19 protein-coding genes are annotated in these 20,726 nt (G+C 61.5%); 13 read left to right on the forward strand and 6 right to left on the reverse strand.

What is annotated here, in order from left to right; all coding sequences use genetic code 11:
• Positions 1-8 precede the first annotated feature (8 nt).
• The 5 genes from CUJ84_RS24420 to CUJ84_RS24440 all read right to left on the reverse strand — a co-directional run bounded on the left by CUJ84_RS24420 (position 9) and on the right by CUJ84_RS24440 (position 5,187).
• Positions 9-404 carry a DUF4112 domain-containing protein gene (locus CUJ84_RS24420; protein ID WP_105008315.1) on the reverse strand — a complete coding sequence of 132 codons (396 nt, stop codon included), beginning with the start codon at positions 402-404 and terminating at the stop codon, positions 9-11.
• Between the two features lie 171 nt (positions 405-575).
• A complete protein-coding gene (locus CUJ84_RS24425) occupies positions 576-1,649 on the reverse strand; it encodes an alcohol dehydrogenase family protein (RefSeq protein WP_105008316.1) in 1,074 nt (357 codons plus the stop codon).
• A 14-nt stretch (positions 1,650-1,663) separates the two neighbouring features.
• A complete protein-coding gene (locus CUJ84_RS24430; protein WP_105008317.1) occupies positions 1,664-3,043 on the reverse strand; it encodes an aspartate aminotransferase family protein in 1,380 nt (459 codons plus the stop codon).
• 29 nt (positions 3,044-3,072) lie between these two features.
• Positions 3,073-4,569, reverse strand: a complete 1,497-nt coding sequence (locus tag CUJ84_RS24435; RefSeq protein WP_105008318.1) for an NAD-dependent succinate-semialdehyde dehydrogenase — start codon at positions 4,567-4,569, stop codon at positions 3,073-3,075.
• A gap of 120 nt (positions 4,570-4,689) precedes the next feature.
• Entirely contained in the window at positions 4,690-5,187 is a 498-nt protein-coding gene (locus CUJ84_RS24440) for an Lrp/AsnC family transcriptional regulator (protein WP_105008319.1), read from the reverse strand.
• Between the two features lie 100 nt (positions 5,188-5,287).
• On the opposite strand from CUJ84_RS24440, the gene CUJ84_RS24445 reads away from it, so the two are divergent.
• The 10 genes from CUJ84_RS24445 (at position 5,288) to doeB (ending at position 14,996) form a co-directional block, all read left to right on the forward strand.
• Complete coding sequence (locus CUJ84_RS24445; RefSeq protein WP_105009149.1) at positions 5,288-6,673, forward strand: PLP-dependent aminotransferase family protein; 1,386 nt, start codon at positions 5,288-5,290, stop codon at positions 6,671-6,673.
• A 122-nt stretch (positions 6,674-6,795) separates the two neighbouring features.
• Positions 6,796-7,581: an ectoine/hydroxyectoine ABC transporter ATP-binding protein EhuA gene (ehuA, locus tag CUJ84_RS24450; RefSeq protein ID WP_105008320.1), complete on the forward strand. Its 786-nt coding sequence runs from the start codon at positions 6,796-6,798 to the stop codon at positions 7,579-7,581.
• 56 nt (positions 7,582-7,637) lie between these two features.
• A complete protein-coding gene (ehuB, locus tag CUJ84_RS24455; RefSeq protein WP_105008321.1) occupies positions 7,638-8,486 on the forward strand; it encodes an ectoine/hydroxyectoine ABC transporter substrate-binding protein EhuB in 849 nt (282 codons plus the stop codon).
• A gap of 180 nt (positions 8,487-8,666) precedes the next feature.
• Positions 8,667-9,326, forward strand: coding sequence for an ectoine/hydroxyectoine ABC transporter permease subunit EhuC (gene ehuC / locus CUJ84_RS24460; protein WP_105008322.1), 660 nt, complete (start codon positions 8,667-8,669; stop codon positions 9,324-9,326).
• Positions 9,327-9,330: 4 nt separating this feature from the next.
• Positions 9,331-9,990: an ectoine/hydroxyectoine ABC transporter permease subunit EhuD gene (gene ehuD, locus CUJ84_RS24465; RefSeq protein WP_105008323.1), complete on the forward strand. Its 660-nt coding sequence runs from the start codon at positions 9,331-9,333 to the stop codon at positions 9,988-9,990.
• A gap of 2 nt (positions 9,991-9,992) precedes the next feature.
• Positions 9,993-10,772: an ectoine utilization protein EutA gene (gene eutA, locus CUJ84_RS24470; protein WP_105008324.1), complete on the forward strand. Its 780-nt coding sequence runs from the start codon at positions 9,993-9,995 to the stop codon at positions 10,770-10,772.
• 4 nt (positions 10,773-10,776) lie between these two features.
• Positions 10,777-11,778: a hydroxyectoine utilization dehydratase EutB gene (gene eutB / locus CUJ84_RS24475; RefSeq protein WP_105008325.1), complete on the forward strand. Its 1,002-nt coding sequence runs from the start codon at positions 10,777-10,779 to the stop codon at positions 11,776-11,778.
• Entirely contained in the window at positions 11,775-12,767 is a 993-nt protein-coding gene (gene eutC, locus CUJ84_RS24480) for an ectoine utilization protein EutC (protein ID WP_105008326.1), read from the forward strand. The genes eutB and eutC overlap by 4 nt, the downstream gene beginning before the upstream one ends.
• A gap of 32 nt (positions 12,768-12,799) precedes the next feature.
• Positions 12,800-13,981 (forward strand): ectoine hydrolase DoeA, encoded by a 1,182-nt coding sequence (gene doeA / locus CUJ84_RS24485; RefSeq protein ID WP_105008327.1) that lies wholly within the window; start codon positions 12,800-12,802, stop codon positions 13,979-13,981.
• 7 nt (positions 13,982-13,988) lie between these two features.
• Positions 13,989-14,996 carry a N(2)-acetyl-L-2,4-diaminobutanoate deacetylase DoeB gene (doeB, locus tag CUJ84_RS24490; protein ID WP_105008328.1) on the forward strand — a complete coding sequence of 336 codons (1,008 nt, stop codon included), beginning with the start codon at positions 13,989-13,991 and terminating at the stop codon, positions 14,994-14,996.
• A 30-nt stretch (positions 14,997-15,026) separates the two neighbouring features.
• On the opposite strand, the gene CUJ84_RS24495 is transcribed toward doeB, so the two are convergent.
• The gene (locus CUJ84_RS24495; protein ID WP_105008329.1) at positions 15,027-16,841 is read right to left on the reverse strand and encodes a methyl-accepting chemotaxis protein; all 1,815 of its coding nucleotides are present in this window, start codon (positions 16,839-16,841) and stop codon (positions 15,027-15,029) included.
• Positions 16,842-17,046: 205 nt separating this feature from the next.
• On the opposite strand from CUJ84_RS24495, the gene CUJ84_RS38835 reads away from it, so the two are divergent.
• The 3 genes from CUJ84_RS38835 to CUJ84_RS24515 all read left to right on the forward strand — a co-directional run bounded on the left by CUJ84_RS38835 (position 17,047) and on the right by CUJ84_RS24515 (position 20,584).
• Complete coding sequence (locus CUJ84_RS38835; protein ID WP_245457584.1) at positions 17,047-17,268, forward strand: hypothetical protein; 222 nt, start codon at positions 17,047-17,049, stop codon at positions 17,266-17,268.
• Between the two features lie 272 nt (positions 17,269-17,540).
• A complete protein-coding gene (locus tag CUJ84_RS24510; protein ID WP_105008330.1) occupies positions 17,541-18,188 on the forward strand; it encodes a TetR/AcrR family transcriptional regulator in 648 nt (215 codons plus the stop codon).
• A gap of 212 nt (positions 18,189-18,400) precedes the next feature.
• Positions 18,401-20,584: a DUF1217 domain-containing protein gene (locus tag CUJ84_RS24515; protein WP_105008331.1), complete on the forward strand. Its 2,184-nt coding sequence runs from the start codon at positions 18,401-18,403 to the stop codon at positions 20,582-20,584.
• Positions 20,585-20,726 lie beyond the last annotated feature (142 nt).

The raw sequence follows: 20,726 nt of genomic DNA on the forward strand, positions 1-20,726 counted from the left end.
AGGCTTCGTTAAATGCGCCGGTTCAGCTCATCTTCGCTGATCCCAAAGTGGTCGAGAATGATGCCGACGTTTCGGCGATGAGATTTGAAATAGACGTCGAAGAGATCGCCAAGCAGCGGAACCGTCCCGCCGGCGGCGTCGATCCCGAGATTGACGGCCATGCGTGCGAGCTTGTGGGTGGGAATGCCGAGGCGTCTTGCCTCATCGATGATGAAAAGACCGATCAGGGATCCGGCAATGTCGCCGACGGCCGGGATAAGGCCGAGAATTGAGTCGGCGCCGATACGCACGCCGATGACAGGCAATCTGACCGCGGTATCCATCAGGCGCGCTATGCCGACGGCGCGCCGAATTCTTCCAAGTTCAATGGACGTCAGGTGTTTCGTGGTGGCGGAGGCTGGCATCAGCGACCTTTTAGCGCAAACGACCGTTCCGCCTCCTCGAATGAGGGCGCGGGAAGGATGTCGTCGCATTGCTGCGAAATATTCCGACGCAGCGAAAGCCCGGTGCCATCATGATTTTCCATGCCCGTGAAACGCTGCAAACCCGATAAGGTTCGCCCGCGAAAGCAAGGATCATTTCGCGTCGGGAACCACGACCAGTTTGCCGACGAAGTTCTTCGCCATGAAATCGGTCTGCGCGCGGTGGAATTCCGACAGCGGATAGACGCCGCCAACGAGAGGCCGGATTTTCCGGCTTTCGATATAGCCGACGATCCGACGAAAGTCGGCGCGGCTTCCCTGACTCGAGCCGTGCAGTTCCAGCTGCTTCAGATACATGGTCCGCAAATCGAGCTGAACGACCGGGCCGGCGATGGCGCCGGCTGTCGTGTAGCGGCCTTCGGGGCGCAGGATCTTCAGGAGATCGTTGAACAGCGGTCCGCCGACGAGATCGGCGACGACATCGATCGGCTGGCCACGGCTGGCGGAATGGACGGCTTCGACCAGATCGCCCTTGCCGCGGGTCACCACCGCCTCGGCGCCGATATCGAGCATCGCCGCCTCCTTGCCAGGACCTGCGACCGCGATCGGGATGGCGCCGCGGGCCCGTGCGAGCTGGATGATCGCCGAGCCGACGCCACCCGAGGCGCCGGTCACGAGGACGCGTTCGCCGGCGACAAGCCTTGCCCGTTCAACCATGCGTTCGCCGGTCAGATAGGCGCAGCAGAAGGTGGCGAGTTCGACGTCGGTCAGATCGGTTGCGACGACATGGGCGTTCTCGGCCGGCAGTGCCATGTATTCGGCATAACCGCCGTCGCGGCCATGGCCCATGTAATCAATGTCGGCGAGGCTGTCGTCGTCGCGGTTATAGATCGAGAAGTCGACCATGACGCGTTCGCCGATGCGCGCCGGATTAACGCCGGCGCCGACGCCGACGATATGGCCGACCGTATCTGTGCCCTGAATGCGCGGGAATGTCAGCGTATTGCCTTGCCTGCGCCATGTGGAGACGGCGGACGGGTCGTCCTCGGTGCCGTAAGCGCCTTGGCGGACCCAGACGTCGGTATTGTTCATGCCGCAGGCCGTGACGCGGATCAGAACCTCGCCGTCCGCGGGTCTCGGGACGGGCACCTCCCTGTTATAGACGAGCTTGTCCAACCCGCCATGGCCGGTGAGCAATACGGCCGCCATCGTTTCCGGGATCGTCATACCGCTCTTCTCCCTCAGATGTTCTTGAAGACGGTTTCGATCGCATCCGCCGCGGCCTTGACCACGATGTCGGCCTCCTCGCGTGTCAGGCAGAGCGGCGGGGCGAAGCCGAGAATGTCGCCTTGCGGCATGGCGCGGCCGATGACCCCTCGTTCGAGGAGGGCGGATGCGACTTGCGGACCGATCTTGCGGCCGGCATCGAAGAACATGCGGTCGTCCCTGTCCTCGACGAATTCGATTGCCGCCATCAGTCCGTCGCCGCGGACTTCGCCGACGTTGCGGTGGCCGCCGACCGCCTTTGCGAGTTCCGAACGGAAATAGGCGCCGGTGGTGCCGGCATTCTCGATAATGCCGAGTTCGTCGATCAGTTCGAGATTGGCAATGCCTGCGGCGGCACAGATCGGATGGGCGGAATAGGTCCAGCCGTGACCAATCGCCCCCAACTGATCGGAACCCTGCACCAGGACTTGCCACATCTTGTTCGAAACGATCGTGCCGGAAAGGGGAGCGTAAGCCGAGGTCAGCCCCTTGGCGATGGTGATCAGGTCCGGCTTCATGCCGTAATGATCCGAGCCGAACATCGTGCCGAGACGGCCGAAGCCGGTGACGACTTCATCGGCGACGAGCAGGATGTCATATTTGTCGAGCACGGCCTGGATCTTCTGCCAGTAGCTTTTCGGCGGCGGCACGATGCCGCCGGTGCCGAGGATGGGTTCGCCGATGAAGGCGGCGATCGTTTCCGGGCCTTCGGCGATGATCATCTCCTCGAGCTTGTCGGCGCAATATTGCGAGAACTGCTCCTCGCTCATCGACCGGTCGGGGCGGCGGAAATAATAGGGTGCTTCGGTGTGCAGCACCGGCGCCCGCGGCAGATCGAAGGCATTATGGAAGAGCGCCAGGCCGGTGAGGCTGCCGGTCATGACGCCGGAGCCGTGATAACCGCGCCAGCGCGAGATGATCTTCTTCTTTTCCGGACGGCCGAGGATGTTGTTGTAGTACCAGATGAGCTTGATGTTGGTCTCGTTGGCGTCCGAGCCGGAGAGACCGAAATAGACGCGGCTCATGCCGGCGGGCGCGCGGTCGATGATCATCTTCGACAGCGTAATCGAGGCTTCCGTGCCGTGGCCGACATAGGCGTGGTAATAGGCGAGGTTCTTCGCCTGTTCGGCGATCGCATCGGCGATCTTCTGGCGGCCGTAGCCGACATTGACGCAATAGAGGCCGGCGAATGCGTCGAGGCTTTTGCGGCCTGTCGTGTCGGTGATGTAGACGCCTTCGCCGCCGGCAACGACACGGGTCGGTGTCTCGCCGCGCGCATGCCCGCCCATATGGGTCGATGGGTGGAAGAAGTGATCGCGGTCCCAGGCGGTGAGTTCGTTGCTTCTGTCGAGCATGTCTAGCCTCTTTCTTGAAATGGGGCGGCTCAGGCGGCCGTGTCGATGCAGAGATATTTGAGCTCGGTGAAGGCCTCGAGCCCATGGCGTGACCCCTCGCGGCCGAGGCCGGACTGTTTCCAGCCGCCGAAGGGAATGGGAGCGCCGGTGATCTTCACCCTGTTGACCGCCACCATGCCGTATTCCAGCGCACGGCCGAGCCGCATCTGGCGGGCGCCGTCTTCTGTGACGATATAGGCGACGAGGCCATATTCGGTATCGTTGGCGCGGGTGATGACCTCTTCTTCCGTGTCGAAAGTGGTAACCGCCGCCACGGGCCCGAAAGTCTCCTCACGCATGATCAGCGCATCCGCCGGCACATCGGTCAGCAGCGTCGGCTCGTAGAAAAGCCGGCCGGCCTTGTGGCGCTTGCCGCCGGTGACGAGCCGCGCGCCATGCGCCAGCGCGTCGGCGACCTGCTCCTCGACCTTGGCGACGGCGCGTTCATGCATCAGCGGCCCGATCTCGGCGCCATCCTCAAGCCCCGCACCAACCTTCAGTTCGGCAATGCGGTGGGCGAAGGCCTTGACGAAGCCATCGGCGATCCGCCGCTGGACGAAGATGCGGTTGGCAGCAAGGCAATCCTGGCCTGATGTGGCAAACTTGGCGTTGACGGCGATCTCGACTGCCTTTGATATGTCGGCGTCATCGAAGATGATCAGCGGGGCGTGGCCGCCGAGTTCCATCACCAGCCGCTTCAGGGTCGTCGCGCACTGGGCGGCAATCAGCCGTCCGATCCCGGTGGAGCCGGTAAAGCTCATGGCGCGCACGCGGGTGTCGGTGCACATCCGCCCGACGATCGTTGCGGCATTGCCGGTGACCACGTTGAAGACGCCGGCGGGAATGCCCGCCCGTTCGCCGAGCTCGGCAAGCGCAAGTGCCGAAAGCGGCGTCTCGGAGGAGGGGTGGGCGACGACCGTACAGCCGGCGGCCAGCGCTGCGGCAGCCTTTCGGGTGAGCATGGCAGAGGGGAAATTCCAGGGCGTGACGATGCCGACGACGCCGAGCGCCTCGCGCCGAACGATCATTTCCGCACCGGGCAAATGGCTGGTGACGCTCTCGGCGTTCAGCCGTTTGCCTTCCTCGGCATACCATTCGACGAAGGAGGCGGCGTAATCGATCTCGCCACGCGATTCCGCGATCGGCTTGCCCTGTTCGAGCGTCATGATCAGCGCCAGATCCTCTTTGGCCGCAAGAATCAGCTCAAACCATTTGCGTAGGATCGCCGCGCGGCTCTGCGGCAGCATCGCGCGCCAACCGGCGAAAGCCTCTGCCGCTGCATCGATCGCCACCGCCGTCTCATGGGCGCCAAGGCTTGCAACCCAGGCCAACGTCGTCGATGAGGCGGGATCTGTGACCTCGAAACTTTTCCCTGATTTGCCGGCGATCCATCGGCCGCCGACATAGGCGAGATCGCGCAGGAGATGACGGTCGCCAAGCCGCGACAGCGCGTCATGATAGGCGGGGCGGGCAAAAACGGCGGTCATGTCCATTCTCCTCGTGGCGGTTGACGTCAGTCTTCCATAGGAGCGGGCGAGAGATTGTCTGTTGGCGGATGCGAAAAGAGAGAGATGGTCTAAAGGACGGCGGCCTGGCAGAGAGATTGTCTACGGCGCGGTCTGTTCTTCGCCGGCGGCAGTGAAGGAAGAGACCGGAAGGACGGTTTCCTCCTTCACTGTCTTGGTGACAATGTAGGTGAAGTAGCGGTCGATGCCGAGTTCGCGGTCGAGAAGCCCATCGACCAGCCGCTGATAGGCGTCGATATCGGGTGCGATGATTTTCAGGATGTAATCAACGCCGCCGCCGACCGACCAGCAGGCAACGATCTCCGGGATTGCGCTGATGGCGCGCTCGAAGCGCTCGAAATCCGCCTGGCGATGGTTGGCGAGCGTCACTTCCATCATCACGCTGGCGACCGGTGCGATCCGCCGCGGCGCGATGCGCGCGTGATAGCCGGTGATGACGCCCGCCTTTTCGAGCTTGCGCAGCCGCATCCAGCACGGCGTCGGCGACAGTCCGGCCTTTTCGGCCAGCGCCAGCTTGGTGATGCGGCCGTCGCGCTGGACGGCGTCGAGAATGCGCAGGTCGATGGCGTCGAGCTTCATGGTGCCTTCTTAAGAAGAAATCATTTCAAACGCAGGGAAAAGACAATGGGAGCGCATTTTTGCATTGTCAATTGAACTGATTTTCAGCAGTGTTGAAATCATGACAAAGTGGCGCCCCGATCCCTCGCAACTTCGCCGTCCGGCCTATCTTTCGCTTGCCGAACAGATCGCAAACGCGATCACCGACGGCAAGCTCACCGACGGCACACAATTGCCGCCGCATCGCAAGATGGCGGACGATCTGCATCTTTCCGTGCAGACGGTCAGCCGCGCCTATGACGAGCTGATCCGCCGGGGGCTGATATCAGGCGAGATCGGGCGCGGCAGCTTCGTTCAGACCAGGCCGCGCGAGCCGGAGCCGCCCTACCTGCCGGAACGGCTGGGCGAGGTGATCGATTTGTCGATCCTGAAGCCGGTCTGCGAGCAGATCCATTTGGAAAGGCTGCGGCAAGCCTTTGGCTGGCTTTCGGAAAACCTGCCTTCCAGCTCGGCCCTTTCGTTCAGGCCGAACATGGTGTTTCCGCGCCACCGCGCAGTCGCCACGGAATGGCTGGCGCGCTGCGGGTTGGAGGTGTCGCCGCTGAACATCAGCGTGACGAACGGAGCGACATCAGGCATGACGGTGGCCCTGATGAGCGTCGCCCCGCCCGGCTCGACGGTTGCGACCGAAGCGATCAGCCATCATACGCTCGTTCCGCTCTCCACCTATCTCGGTTTGCACCTGGAAGGGCTGGCGATCGACGAGGAGGGCATGATCCCCGAAGCGCTGGACGAAGCCTGCCGAAAGGGACCGATCCGGGCCATTTTCCTGCAGCCCTCGGTGATCAACCCGATGGCGGCGCTGATGAGCGCGGAGCGCAGGCAGGCGCTCGCCACCGTCGCTGCCAAGCATGATATCGCCATCATCGAAAACGATATTCTCGGCCCGATGGTCGAGGGTCGTGCGCCGCCGATGGCCGCGTTTGCGCCGGACCGGACACTCTACGTTACGAGCTTCACGAAAATTACCGTTCCCGGCCTGCGGATCGGCTATCTCACCGCGCCTGACCGCTATGTCGCCGCCGTCGCCAACCGGCATCTCGTCTCCAACTGGATGGCGACGCCTGCCATGGCCGAGATCGCCACCCGCTGGGTCAGCGACGGCACGGCGATGGAACTGGTCAACTGGCAGCGCCGCGCCCTTTTGAGCCGGCACGCGATTGCGGCGGAGATGCTGGCCGGCCTGCCATACCGGGCGCATCCGCAAAGCCTGCACGTCTGGCTGCCGCTCTCCGGCAACCATACGGAAGACGGGTTCGTATCGCAGGCAAGGCTGCGCGGCGTGGCGATCGCGCCCGGCAAATCGTTCCACACCACCGATCAGGGCTGGACGCCGGCCGTGCGCATCTCGCTGGGTTCGACAACGGAAAGCGAGTTGCGGACCGGGCTTGGCATCGTCGCCTCATTGGCGCAAGGAAATCCGGAAGAGCTGCTGCTTGCGATCTGATGCCGCTGCCTTGTATTTGAGCGTGCGCAGAATAATTGTCATGATATTATTTTACGAATTGACATGATTTTGATGGGCCGTCATCGTTAGGACATTGCTTGTCTCAACAGGGAGAGACATGAATGCTTCCGCCCATCATCCGCATCGACAACATCGTCAAGAAATACGGCCCGCTGACCGTGCTCGACGGCCTGTCGATGAATGTCATGCCGGGCGAGAAGCTGGCGCTGATCGGGCCATCCGGCTCCGGCAAGACGACGATCCTGCGCATTCTGATGACGCTGGAGACGATCAGCGGTGGCCATATCGAAGTCGACGGCGAACAGCTCTACCATATGCCTGGTAGCAGTGGGCTGGTGCCGGCCGACGAACGGCATCTGCATCGGATGCGCGAAAAGATCGGCATGGTGTTTCAGCATTTCAATCTGTTCCCGCATAAATGCGTGCTCGACAACGTGACGCTGGCGCCGATGCTGACGAAAGGCATCAAGCGGCCGCAGGCCGAAAAGCGAGCGATGGAGCTTCTCGACATGGTCGGCCTGGCCGACAAGGCAAAGAGCGTTCCGGCGCAGCTTTCCGGCGGGCAGAAGCAGCGCGTCGCCATTGCCCGGGCGCTGGCGCTGTCGCCGAAGATCATGCTGTTCGACGAGGTGACCTCGGCGCTTGACCCGGAACTGGTCGAGGAGGTGCTGAACGTCATGCGGCGGCTCGCCTCCGAGACCGACATGACCATGCTTCTCGTCACGCATGAGATGGGATTCGCCCATGATTTCGCCGACCGTGTGCTCTTCTTCGATCGCGGCAAGATCGTCGAGGAAGGCAAGCCGGGCGACATCTTTCGCAATCCGACGCAGGAGAGGACGCAGACCTTCCTGCGCAAGATCATTGCGGCGGGGCACCGCATCTGACCTCAGACATTGCCCGCAAGAACAAAACTCAAGGAAAATCAGAGGAGTTGGGAACGATGAAAATAAGATATCTTTTGAGCGCCGCCAGCCTGTCGGTGCTTCTGGTCACAGCGGCCGCCCCGGCCTCCGCCGCCGATGACAAGCTCGAGCAGCTGAAGGAGCAGGGCTTTGCGCGTATCGCCATCGCCAACGAGCCACCGTTCACCGCTGTCGGCGCCGATGGCAAGGTGTCCGGGGCTGCACCCGATGTGGCGCGCGCAATCTTCGAAAAGCTGGGCGTCAAGGAAGTGGTTGCCTCGATCTCGGAATATGGCGCAATGATCCCCGGCCTGCAGGCCGGCCGCCACGACGCGATCACCGCAGGTCTCTTCATGAAGCCCGAGCGCTGCAATGCCGTCGCCTATTCCGAACCGATCCTTTGCGACGCCGAAGCTTTCGCTCTCAAGAAGGGCAACCCGCTGAAGCTGACGAGCTACAAGGACATCGCCGACAATCCGGACGCCAAGATCGGCGCGCCGGGCGGCGGTACCGAGGAGAAGCTGGCGCTCGAGGCCGGCGTGCCGCGTGATCGCGTCATCGTCGTTCCGGATGGCCAGAGCGGCATCAAGATGCTGCAGGACGGCCGCATCGACGTCTACTCGCTGCCGGTTCTGTCGATCCACGATCTGATGGCCAAGGCAAACGATCCCGATCTCGAGACCGTCGCCCCTGTCGTCAATGCCCCGGTCTATTGCGATGGCGCGGCCTTCCGCAAGCAGGACGTTGCGCTCCGCGACGCCTTCGATGTCGAGCTGAAGAAGCTGAAGGAATCCGGCGAATTCGCCAAGATCATCGAGCCCTACGGCTTCTCGGCCAAGGCCGCAATGTCGACGAGCCGCGACAAGCTCTGCGCCGCGGCGAAGTAACAAAGGGTAAGCAGCCGGCCATGCCATCGGCATGACCGGATTGTCCCCGAACGATCTCCTAAAGCGCGTCGCGATCTTTCAGATTCGCTCCTCGCGCTTTAGGTCCTTGTTTTTACGCATGTCGTTATCGCAAAACCGCTGCACAGTTTTGCGCGATATGCTCTAGGAAGCGAGTTGCCGATGTCCGTATGGTCCGGCTATCTGACACTGATCCTTCAGGGCGCCCTGGTGACGCTCGAACTGACGATCATGGGGTCTGCGCTGGCGCTGGTGATGGCCTTCCTGGCCGGCCTCGGCCGCCTGTCGCGCTTCTTCGCCGTGCGGGCTCTGGCGACGGCCTATATCGAGTTCTTCCGCGGCACCTCGATCTTCGTCCAGCTTTTCTGGGTCTATTTCGTGCTGCCTTTTGCGGGCTTGACCCTGACGCCGCTACAGGCGGGCGTGCTGGCGCTCGGGCTGAATGTCGGCGCCTATGCGGCGGAGGTGGTGCGCGGCGCCGTCAAGGCTGTCGGGCGCGAACAGTCGGAAGCCTGCATCGCGCTCAACCTTTCGCGGTACCAGCGCATGCGCCACGTCATCCTGCCGCAGGCGCTGCCGCTGATGCTGCCGACCTTCTGCAACAATGCGATCGAACTCTTGAAGGGCACGGCCGTCGTCTCGCTGATCTCGCTGACGGATATGACGTTCCAGGCGCAGGTAGTGCGGGCGCAGACCGGCAATACGCTGGTGCCCTTCGCGACGATCCTCATCCTCTATTTTCTCATGGCCTCGGCGATCTCCGCGACGATGCGCTGGCTGGAGCGGCGGATGGCGCGCAGCCTCGACGGCATAAGGACCTGATCAGATGGAATGGGATTGGGACTTCGTCTGGCAGATCATGCCGACCCTTCTCGAAGGGTTCAAGATCACTCTTCTCGCGACCATCCTCGGGGCTGCCGTCGCCATGATCGTCGGCCTGGGGCTCGCCATTGCGCGGCGCTCACCGGTCGCCGGCATTTCCAGGACGGTCGCCTTCGTCTCGGAATTCATCCGCGGCACGCCATTGCTGGTGCAGCTCTACTTCATCTTCTACGTGCTGCCGGATATCGGCATCCGGCTGGCGCCGCTGGTCGCAGGCGTCATCGGCATGGGCATCCACTATGCGACCTATACGGCCGAGGTCTATCGCGCCGGCATCGAGAACGTGCCGCGCGGACAATGGGAGGCGGCTAAGGCCACCAATCTGTCGACGCGCCAGGCCTGGATCCACGTCGTCCTGCCGCAGGCGATCCCGCCGATGATCCCGGCGCTCGCCAATTATTTCATCGCCATGTTCAAGGAGACACCGCTGCTTTCGGCGATCACCGTGCTCGAACTCATGAACCAGGCAAAGAGCATCGCCAACAGCAACTACCGCTACATCGAGCCGATGACGCTGGTCGGCATCTTCTTCCTCGTCATCAGCCTGATCTCGGTGGTGGGATTGCGCTGGCTCGAGGAACGCTACGCCAGGATGGATGACTGACCATGACCGTAGAGATCGAGATCATCGCTGCCGGCCGGCCGCCGCGGCTGGAGGAACGGCCGCTGGAAAAGCGCATCGGCTTGGTCATCCTCGCGACGGACCATACGACGGAAGTCGACTTCCGGCGTATGGTCGCCGGCGATCGCCTCGGCGTCTATGCCAGCCGCATCCATTATGCCAATCCGGTCACACCGGAAAACCTGTTGAGGATGCAGCCGTCGCTGACGGAAGGTGCGGCACTGATCCTGCCGGACGAGGCGCTCGATGCCATCGTCTATTCCTGCACCTCCGCCTCGGTGGTGATCGGCGACCGGAACATCGAGGCGGCGATTCATGCGGCCAAGCCCGGCGTTCCCGTCGTGACACCAACGGCTGCCGCCGTGACCGGCCTGAAGGCGCTGGGCGCCAGACGGATTTCGGTGCTGACGCCCTATACGATCGAGACAAGCCGGCCGATGGCGGACTATTTCGCGGAGCTTGGCTTTGCGATCGACCGCTTCACCTGTCTCGGCCTGACCGATGATCGCGAGATGGCGCGGATCGCGCCGGACGAGATCCTTGCCTTCGCGCGCCAGGCGCTGGCGCCGCAGTCGGACGCGCTGTTTATCTCCTGTACGGCGGTGCGGGCAGCAGAGGTCGCGGCCCGGATCGAGGCTGAAATCGGCAAGCCGGTGGTCACTAGCAATCTCGCGACCGCCTGGGCTTGCCTGCGGCTTTGCGGCGATGATCGGGCGCGGCCCGAACTCGGTCAATTGATGACCAAGCCCTATCGGGAAGGCTGAGATCATGGTGAGCACCTTGCCCGTTTCGCTGGAGGATATCCGCGCTGCGGCGGGCCGGATTGCCGGCCGCGTGATCGGCACGCCGATGGTGCAGTCCGCTTCTCTTGGCGAATTGGTCGGCGTCCCAGTCCATCTCAAGCTTGAGCATCACCAGACGACCGGCAGCTTCAAGCTGCGCGGGGCAACCAATGCGGTGCTCTCCTTGTCGCCGGCCGAGCGCTCGCGCGGCGTCGTCGCGGCCTCGACCGGAAATCACGGCCGGGCGCTTGCCTATGCGGCAAAGGCGGAGGGTGCTGTCGCGACCATCTGCATGTCGCGGCTGGTGCCGGAGAACAAGGTTTTGGAAATCCGCCGCCTCGGTGCCGATGTCCGCATCGTCGGATTATCGCAGGACGAGGCGCAGCAGGAGGTTGACCGACTGGTCCGCGAGGAGGGGTTGGTGATGGTCCCGCCCTTCGACCATCCGGATGTCGTAGCCGGGCAGGGGACGCTGGGGCTTGAAATCATCGACGCCTTGCCGGCGGCGGCAATCGTGCTGGTGCCGCTCTCGGGCGGCGGCCTTGCGGCCGGCGTTGCCGCTTCGGTCAAAGGCATCAGTCCGAAGACCAAGGTCATCGGCCTGACGATGGAGAAGGGTGCTGCAATGAAGGCGAGCCTCGATGCGGGGCAGCCGGTGCAGGTCGATGAAATGCCGAGCCTTGCCGACTCGCTCGGCGGCGGCATTGGCCTCGACAATCGCGTGACCTTTGCCATGTGCCGCGAACTTCTCGACGAGGTCATCCTGCTGACCGAGGCGGAAATCGCCGCCGGCATGCGTCATGCCTATGCGGCCGAACGCCAGATCGTCGAGGGCGCGGGCGCGGTCGGCATCGCCGCGCTGCTTGCCGGAAAAATCAACGGCGGCGGTCCCATCGTCGCGATCCTGTCCGGGGCGAATGTCGACATGGAGCAGCACCGGCGGGTGATCAGCGCTACGCAGCCGCTCGACGGCGAGGAGGGGCGATGAGCCGGATGAGCATTCTGACGGAAGCGGAACTGAGGAAAGTCATCGGGCTTGACCGGGATACGGTCACTTGCATCGAGGAGGCTTTCGCAGCGCTTGCGACCAAGGCTGTCGCCATGCCGCCGATCCTGCGGCTCGACATTCCGGAATATCGGGGCGAAGTCGACGTGAAGACCGCCTATGTGCCCGGCATCGAGGGCTTCGCAATCAAGATCAGCCCCGGTTTCTTCGACAATCCGAAGATTGGTCTGCCGAGCACCAACGGCATGATGGTGCTGCTGTCGAGCCGAACCGGACTGGTGCAGGCGCTGCTGCTGGACAACGGCTATCTCACCGACGTGCGCACCGCAGCAGCCGGCGCTGTCGCGGCGAAACATCTGTCGCGGGAAAATGCATCCGTGGCCGCGATCTTCGGCGCGGGCATGCAGGCGCGACTGCAACTTGAAGCGCTGACGCTGGTCCGGCCGATCCGCGAGGCGAAGATATGGGCGCGCGATGCCGCCAAGGCGCAAAGCGTGGCAGCCGAATTGGCCGCAAAGCTCGGGTTTCCCGTCATCGCGATAGCGGACGCCAGAGGTGCAATGACCGGCGCTGATCTCATCGTCACCACCACGCCGTCGGAAATCCCGATCATCGAGGCCGGATGGCTGGAACCCGGACAGCATCTGACGGCCATGGGCTCGGATGCGGAGCACAAGAACGAAATCGATCCGGCCGCCATTGCGGGTGCCGACCTCTACGTCGCCGACAGCTTGAAGCAGACGCGGCGCCTCGGCGAATTGCATCACGCAATCGATGCCGGGCTGGCCGCAGGCGATGCGGTCTTTGCCGAGCTCGGCCAGATCGTTGCCGGCCGGACGCCGGGACGAACGCGCAACGACCAGATCACCATTGCGGACCTGACCGGGACCGGCATCCAGGACACTGCCATCGCCACGCTTGCCTTTGCCCGCGCCGGCGCGGCGAATGCCGGGACCACGTTCGAAAGCTGACCGGCGCGGCGCCGGAAAAGAAGGGAAGAAACATGACCCAGCCCAAACTCAAATTCTCGCTCGGCGAATATGCCGCGCGGCTGGAAAAGACACGGCGTGCCATGGAGGCGAAGGGCGTAGATCTGCTGATCGTCAGCGATCCGTCGAATATGGCTTGGCTGACCGGCTATGACGGCTGGTCCTTCTACGTGCACCAAGCGGTGATCGTGCCGCCGCAGGGCGAGCCGATCTGGTTCGGCCGCGGCCAGGATGCCAACGGTGCCAAGTTCACCGCCTATCTGAAGCACGACAACATCGTCGGCTATCCCGATCACTATGTGCAATCGACCGAGCGCCACCCGATGGACTACCTCTCGGGCATCCTGACCGAGCGCGGCTTCGGCAAGCTGACGATCGGCGTCGAGATGGACAATTACTGGTTTTCGGCGGCGGCCTTTGCGGCGCTGCAGAAGCACCTGCCGAATGCGCGCTTCGTCGACGCGACCGCCCTCGTCAACTGGCAACGCGCGGTCAAGAGCGAGACCGAGATCGGCTATATGCGCAACGCCGCCCGCATCGTCGAGGCGATGCACGCCCGCATCTTCGACAAGATCGAGGTCGGCATGCGCAAGTGCGATCTGGTCGCGGAAATCTATGATGCCGGCACCCGTGGCGTCGACGGCATCGGCGGCGATTATCCGGCGATCGTGCCGCTGCTGCCATCCGGCGTCGAAGCATCCGCACCACATCTGACATGGGACGACCGGCCAATGAAGAAGGGCGAGGGCACCTTCTTCGAGATCGCCGGCTGCTACAATCGCTATCACCTGCCGCTGTCGCGTACCGTCTTCCTCGGCAAGCCGACGCAGGCCTTTCTCGACGCCGAAAAGGCGACGCTGGAGGGCATGGAAGCCGGTCTTGCGGTCGCCAAACCCGGCAATACCTGTGAGGATATCGCCAACGCCTTCTTCGCGGTGCTGAAGAAATACGGGATCGTCAAGGATAACCGCACCGGCTACCCGATCGGCCTTTCCTATCCGCCGGACTGGGGCGAGCGCACCATGAGCCTGCGGCCGGGCGACCGGACGGAGCTGAAGCCCGGCATGACCTTCCACTTCATGACCGGTCTCTGGCTCGACGACATGGGTTTCGAGACGACCGAGAGCATCCTCATCACCGACAGCGGTGTCGAGTGCTTCGCCAATGTGCCGCGCAGACTGATGGTCAAGGATTGAGGCGGCGATGACAGAGATTGGCTTGCGGCCGTCGCCGATCAGCGCGACGGTCAATTTTGCCGCCGAGGGCGTCCAGCACGGCTTCCTGCGCCTGCCTTACAGCCGCGACGATTCCGCCTGGGGATCGGTGATGGTGCCCATAACCGTCGTCCGGAACGGCAAGGGATCCACGGCCCTTTTGACCGGCGGCAATCACGGTGACGAGTATGAAGGACCGATCGCGCTTTTCGATCTTGCCCGCTCGCTGAAGGCCGAAGAGGTAAGGGGCACTGTCATCATCGTGCCGGCCATGAATTATCCGGCATTCCAAGCGGGAACCAGGACCTCGCCGATCGACAGGGGCAACATGAACCGCAGCTTCCCGGGCCGGCCGGACGGCACGGTGACCGAGAAGATCGCCGACTATTTCCAACGTGTGCTTCTGCCGATGGCGGATGTCGTTCTCGACTTCCATTCCGGCGGCAAGACGCTTGATTTTCTGCCGTTTTGCGCAGCCCACATCCTGCCGAACAAACAACAGGAGAAAAAAGCCTTCGAATTCGTGACGGCTTTTGCCGCTCCCTATTCGATGAAAATGCTGGAGATCGATGCGGTCGGCATGTACGACACCGCGGCCGAGGAGATGGGCAAGATCTTCATCACCACGGAACTCGGCGGCGGCGGCACCGCCACGGCCAAAAGTGCGGCGATCGCCAAACGCGGCACCATGAACGTGCTGCGCCACGCAGGGATCGTCGCGGGCGCCGTCGATGCCGGTCCGACGACCTGGCTCGACATGCCGGACGGTCGCTGCTTCTCCTTCGCAGAAGAGGGCGGGCTGATCGAACCGGTCATCGATCTCGGTGAAGCCGTCACAGACGATGCCGTCATCGCGCGCATCTATCCGACCGGGCGGACCGGGGTGGCCCCCCGCGAGATCCGCGCCGGCATGAACGGCATTCTCTGTGCCCGGCATTTCCCGGGGCTGGTCAAGGCTGGTGACTGCGTTGCCGTCGTGGCGATCGTTGACGACTGAGGTAGAGAGACGAGCTTCAACGATCGCTCGTCAAGCCGCTTTCTGCGGTCTGCTGCTGGCGGCCGCGTCGATCTGAAAGCGGTTGACCACCCCTTCCAGCGTCTGCGTTTGGCTGCCGAGTGCCCGGCAGGCCGAGGCGGTTTCGACGGCCATGGCTGCGTTGCGTTGGGTTACCTGATCGAGGGCGTTGACGGAGGCGTTGATCTCGCCGATCGCTACCGCCTGTTCGGAAGACACCGAAACGATGCGGGCGATCAGGCCGGCAACTTGCTCGACCTGCCCTTCGATTTCCAGGAGCGCCTTGCCGGTTCGGTTGACGAGGTCCACACCGGTGGAGACCTGGGCCGAGGAGGTGGAGATCAGAGATCTGATCTCCTTGGCGGCGTTGGCCGAGCGCATGGCAAGTTCACGCACTTCCTGGGCGACGACGGCAAAACCCTTGCCTGCTTCGCCGGCGCGCGCTGCTTCAACCCCCGCGTTGAGCGCCAGAAGATTGGTCTGGAAGGCGATTTCATCGATGACATTGACGATGGCGCCAATCTGGGAGGATGAGCCTTCGATCTTTTCCATGGCGGCGATGGCTTCGCGAACGACGGCTGCCGAATGTTCGGCGCTGGTGCGGGTCTGGGCCATCATGCCTGTCGCCCTGCCGGCATGGTCGGAGGCATCTTTGGCTTTGATATTCATTTCATCGAGCGCGGCTGTCGCCTCTTCGAGCATTGCGGCCTGCTGTTCCGTGCGCGACGCAAGACTGTCGGCTGCATCTGTGATGCCGGCCGAGGAGCTGCCCACTTGCTTGGAGGTCTGGGCAATCTCAGCCATCGAAGCGCAAAGCGCGTCCATACTGTCGTTGAACTTCGCGCGCAAAGTCTCGTAGGCAGCGGCGAAGGGTGTCTTGATCCGGCAATCGAGATTGCCAGTCGATAGCTGTTCCAGCCCGTATGTCAGCTGATCGATCACCGTTTCGCGGATCTGCTCCTCGGCGGCCTTTTCGGCCAGCTGGCTGCGTTCACGCTCGAATTCCGCATCGCGAAGTGCGGTCTCACGCTTCTGTGCGTCCTGCCGCTCGAGCGCGTTGCGGCGGAATACCGCGACGGCCTTGGACATGGCTCCGATCTCGTCGGAACGGTTGGCATAGGGAACGTCGGTCGAAAAATCGCCTTCGGCAAGATTGCCCATATAGGCCTTCATGCCATCGAGCGGCACGATCGCCCGGCGTCGCAGGAGATAGAGCCCCACCAGCAACAGCCCGAACGATCCGAAGCCTGCAGCACCCGCATAGATCGTCCAGGTCACGATCTCCGAGGCTGCATTACGCTCCTCGCCCTTCAGGAAGGCGTCGGAATTGGCAACGAGTTTCTCGACCGCGTCCTGGTGCGAATGAAAGGCGACGCGCAGCTGCTCGATCGCACCATGCGCCTTGTCTTCATCCTTGGCATTCAGGGCCGGGATGATCTCACGGTTCATCACCCCCCAAAATGCGTCGCCTTTGGCGATGACATCGTTTTCAAGCTCGTCCTTCAAAGCCTGCGGCAGCCGGGTGGTTTTCCAATAGGCGCGGCGGTCGTCGTAAGCGGCTTTGAGATTTGCGATCTTGGCAAGATTGGTGTCGGTGAGTTCGGGAAATTTGCTCGCCTCAAAGGAGAGCATGTAGGATTCGACCACAAACAGAGGCGGCGGTAGAATATCGGCGATCAAATCCTTGCCATAGACAACCTGTTCGTAAACCGGACCGTTGACTTTCAGCCGTTCGAGCGCCGATTGCTGCAATCCAATGGACATGAAAAGGCCTACCGAAACGGCGACACCGAACGCAACCAAACTGCGAGCAATAGTGAATGCCAAGGATTGTCTCCCACATGATATGGCCTCTCCGTTTCGAGATGCCTGATCCCTGGTGAAGTATTATGTCGAAAGAACACTGAAATATGGTTAATTCTTTTTGACATCGGAACAAAATAAGGGCCGTGAATACTTGTGGTATCCAGCCATCATCTGCCATCTTGATGGCTGGCGGACTGTTGCTACATGCAGATGAAAGGAGACCGACATGGCCGAACCTCAACTTTCCGTGCGCAGTGCGAAGGCACACGATCTTGCACATCGGCTTGCTCGGCGCCAGCTGCGCAACGTCCATGTCTGCGCCGCCGTCCTGCTGCTCGCTGGAAGCGGACTGACCGGCGAGGCCGTTCATCGTCAGCGACATCAATTGCGACATGAGTTTCTCGGCGCTGTTGGTCGCGTCTTCGCTGAGCTGCTGGCTTGCGGTTGATTTTTTTGCCGAAACCGTATTACAGGATAGGGTGTCCTGGGATGCCGAGGTCGAACTCTTGCTATAGGAATAGGAAGAGATTGACGTTGCGGCAGAAATGGTCGTCATAAGCGCTCCATCGGTAGAGGGTGAGAGATGCAACGCATTACAGAACTGATGAGTTCTCTAAATCGAAATTGCTAATGCCACAACCGAAAAAATCGTCCCTCAGAAATCGTAGTCGCCTTTCTGCGGCCTTCGGCTTGTGCCTCGATGAGGCGGTCTAGATCATCATGGATGTTGTCGACGAGCCCGCAGATGAGCCGCGCAAGCGCGGCCGGCCGAAAGTCTCCAGTGACGAGGACAAGCGGGTGCATATCGTTGAAATTGCCCGCCGTGTTTTTGTAAAATACGGTTACGCCGGTAGCACGACCGCAGTCGTCGCCAGCGAGGCGGGTGTTTCAAAACAGACGCTTTACAAGCTGTTTCAGAGCAAGGAAGAGCTGTTTGCCGCCGTGGTCGGCGCGCATCGGCGCCTGATGCTCGACCTGCCTCGGCCTGCTGAAGATCTCTCGATCGCCGAGAGCCTCGAACGTATCTTCATGATCGATATGGATGAGGACAAGGATGCGGACCGTGCCGGTTTCCTGCAACTCGTCTTTCGAGAAGCGGGGCAGTTTCCCGAACTCGTCGACATTCTGCAGCGTGACGGCATGCTTGCCAGCCGGCAGGACCTCGCCGATTGGCTGAGCGACCGTAGGGCGGAAGGCAGGTTGTCGCTTGATGATCCGGACAGCGGGGCCCGGATGCTGATGGATATGATCTTTGGCGGGATGGGTCCGCCGGAAGGGCGCGCTCAGGCCTGGCCTGACCGGGCGGCATTGCTCACCCATCTCCAGCGCTGCATTGCAATCTTTGCCGCGGGCGTCGGCGCCGCGTGACCCGGTAAGGCGGCGATCCCTCGACTTTTGACGTCCAATTGCATTTTGAAATAATTGAAGTACCATATAGTTCTATTAAGTTGATTCGGCCGCATGAATGCGGCCCGCATGCGCCATGAGCGGCGGCAACATCCCAGCAAACATCAGAAGTTTCACCCGTGGCTGCCGGCAGGCTTTCGCGCGCGCCGCCGTGCTCATGAAAGGGATAGAAGTTGGTTTCCACCTATGTGAGCTATCTCGCGGTCGCGCGAAATCTGGGCGCCAGCCTCTCGAGCGTGGCCTCACAGGCAACGGTTGCCCGCGACAGCAGCTATTACAAGGAAAACATCGGCAAGGTCACGACAGTCGATGAATTCATGGGCGACTACAAGCTCTATTCCTATGCCATGAAGGCCTACGGCCTTGAAGACATGACCTACGCCAAGGCGTTCATGAAGAAGGTGCTGGAAAGCGATCTCAGCGATTCATCCAGCTTTGCCAATAGTCTGAGCGATACCCGCTATGCCGAGTTTGCCGCTGCTTTCAAATTTTCCGGTGAGACGAAGACGGCGCAATCCGAAGTGCAGCGGGACAATCTGCTCGATGCTTATGAGGAGTCTTTCGACACCGAGGCTGACGACATTGCAGACGAGACGGACTATTTCGAAGAGAATATCTCGTCGATCACCTCGGTCGACGATCTCCTGTCGAGTTCGAAGCTGAAGAACTATGTGCTGACGGCTTTCGGTCTCAGCACCGAATACACCTCAACAAGCTTCCTGAAGAGTGTTTTGACGAGCGATCTCGACGATGCCGATAGTTTCGTCAACCAGCTCGACGATGATGTCTATGTCAATCTGGCGAAGGCCTTCAACGTCAACGAGGATGGCTCGACCGACGGCGACGTGATGTCGGAAGATCAGCTCTCGCTGGTCACAAGCGCTTATGCGGTGGCCTCGGCGACGATCGCTTCCTCGGAAACCGGGGAGGCCTATGATACTTATTTCGCTGCGCAAATCGGCAACATCACCTCCGTCGATGAGTTGATGAGCGACGACAAGCTGGTTTCCTATCTGAGAACTGCCTACGGGCTTACCGATAGCGAGACCGATAATTTCATTTCGGCGGCGCTGAAAAGCGCCGACCTCGCCGACGCGATCGGCTTATCCGAACTGCACGATGCCTTTAATTTCGATGAGGACGGCGCGCTTGCCGATGGCGACACGGCCCAGACATCGGAACAGACCGCCGCGACCACGGCGGCCTTCGATGAAAATTATCAGGTGCTGATCGCCAATACCGACACCGAAGACGCCGCCGACAACTATACGACGCGCATCGCCAGCGTCACCTCGATCGATGATTTCCTGGTGTCGAACGATGACGACGACGATGACGACAACGACGATCTCCCGGAACTGTGGGAAATGGCGTTGCGAGCCTATGACATAGACCCGGACAGCGTTTCGAGAAGCGAGGTCCGGAAAATTCTCGAAAGCGATCCGTCTGACTCGAAAAGCTATGTCAACAGCCTCGACGACGATCGGTTCGTCGCCTTTCGCAAGGCCTTCAACTTCGACAGCAATGGCGACGTGACCGTTCCGCTGCAGGCCATGTCGGAATCCGTCGTCGACGACTACGCTGCCTATTACAAGCAGAACAAGATCCGATACCTCGAAGGCGACGAGTTGACGGAAGCGACCGACGCGGCGGACGAGGAGATTACCTATTTTCGCGAGCAGATGGCGACGATCACCACGGCCAGCGAATTTCTGGCCGACGATCGCCTGGTTTCCTTCGCGCTCGAGGCGAAGGGGCTCGATCCTGATGATGTCACGTCGGACGAGTTGGAGAAGATGTTTTCTTCCGACCTCGACGACGAAGATAGCTATGTCAACAAGCTGGACGACAATCGTTTCGCCGAACTCGTCGGCGCGTTCAATTTCGATCAGGACGGCAATATTTCCGCCGATCCGACCGGGACTGTGCAGCAACGCGGCGATGTGCTGGAGACGATCGACGCCTATGTCAGGCTGACGCTCGAAGACGACCAAGGCGACAGCAACACCGGCGTGCGCCTTGCCCTTTACTTCCAGCGCAAGGCGCCGGAGATCTCGAGCGCCTATAACATTCTAGGCGACAGCGCGCTCTTCGAGTTCTTTACGACGACCTTCAACCTGTCCAGTTACGTCTCGAACATGGACGTCGACAAGCAAGCCGAGATGATCGACAACTTCATCGACATCAAGGATCTGTCGGATCCGGAAAAAGTCGACGATCTGATCAAACGCTTCACCGCCATGTATGACATGGCCAATGGCACGGGCACCACCTCGACAGCTCTCTCGATCCTGACCGGTTCAGCGACGATAAGCGCTGACACGCTGCTGGCGATGGCGCAATTGAAAAGCGGTTGACTGGCCGGTAGGCCGCCGGTCGCAGAGAACCTGACGTCAGTGCATCACCCCCATCGCAGGCTAGGGGATCGGCCCTTGCGCCGACGCGCCTTACCGATGCAGCGCTCATTCAAAACGAAAACATACCTGCTGCTCTTATTCA

Source organism: Rhizobium leguminosarum, from assembly GCF_002953715.1.
Lineage (GTDB): Bacteria > Pseudomonadota > Alphaproteobacteria > Rhizobiales > Rhizobiaceae > Rhizobium > Rhizobium leguminosarum_V.

Coding starts and splice junctions, on each gene's coding strand:
- CUJ84_RS24510 (WP_105008330.1), top strand. CDS start 17,541: ATGGATGTTGTCGACGAGCCCGCAGATGAGCCGCGCAAGCGCGGCCGG.
- ehuA (WP_105008320.1), top strand. CDS start 6,796: ATGCTTCCGCCCATCATCCGCATCGACAACATCGTCAAGAAATACGGC.
- CUJ84_RS38835 (WP_245457584.1), top strand. CDS start 17,047: ATGGCCGAACCTCAACTTTCCGTGCGCAGTGCGAAGGCACACGATCTT.
- ehuC (WP_105008322.1), top strand. CDS start 8,667: ATGTCCGTATGGTCCGGCTATCTGACACTGATCCTTCAGGGCGCCCTG.
- doeA (WP_105008327.1), top strand. CDS start 12,800: ATGACCCAGCCCAAACTCAAATTCTCGCTCGGCGAATATGCCGCGCGG.
- eutC (WP_105008326.1), top strand. CDS start 11,775: ATGAGCCGGATGAGCATTCTGACGGAAGCGGAACTGAGGAAAGTCATC.
- CUJ84_RS24430 (WP_105008317.1), bottom strand. CDS start 3,043: ATGCTCGACAGAAGCAACGAACTCACCGCCTGGGACCGCGATCACTTC.
- ehuD (WP_105008323.1), top strand. CDS start 9,331: ATGGAATGGGATTGGGACTTCGTCTGGCAGATCATGCCGACCCTTCTC.
- CUJ84_RS24435 (WP_105008318.1), bottom strand. CDS start 4,569: ATGACCGCCGTTTTTGCCCGCCCCGCCTATCATGACGCGCTGTCGCGG.
- CUJ84_RS24425 (WP_105008316.1), bottom strand. CDS start 1,649: ATGACGATCCCGGAAACGATGGCGGCCGTATTGCTCACCGGCCATGGC.
- eutA (WP_105008324.1), top strand. CDS start 9,993: ATGACCGTAGAGATCGAGATCATCGCTGCCGGCCGGCCGCCGCGGCTG.
- CUJ84_RS24445 (WP_105009149.1), top strand. CDS start 5,288: ATGACAAAGTGGCGCCCCGATCCCTCGCAACTTCGCCGTCCGGCCTAT.
- doeB (WP_105008328.1), top strand. CDS start 13,989: ATGACAGAGATTGGCTTGCGGCCGTCGCCGATCAGCGCGACGGTCAAT.
- ehuB (WP_105008321.1), top strand. CDS start 7,638: ATGAAAATAAGATATCTTTTGAGCGCCGCCAGCCTGTCGGTGCTTCTG.
- eutB (WP_105008325.1), top strand. CDS start 10,777: ATGGTGAGCACCTTGCCCGTTTCGCTGGAGGATATCCGCGCTGCGGCG.
- CUJ84_RS24420 (WP_105008315.1), bottom strand. CDS start 404: ATGCCAGCCTCCGCCACCACGAAACACCTGACGTCCATTGAACTTGGA.
- CUJ84_RS24440 (WP_105008319.1), bottom strand. CDS start 5,187: ATGAAGCTCGACGCCATCGACCTGCGCATTCTCGACGCCGTCCAGCGC.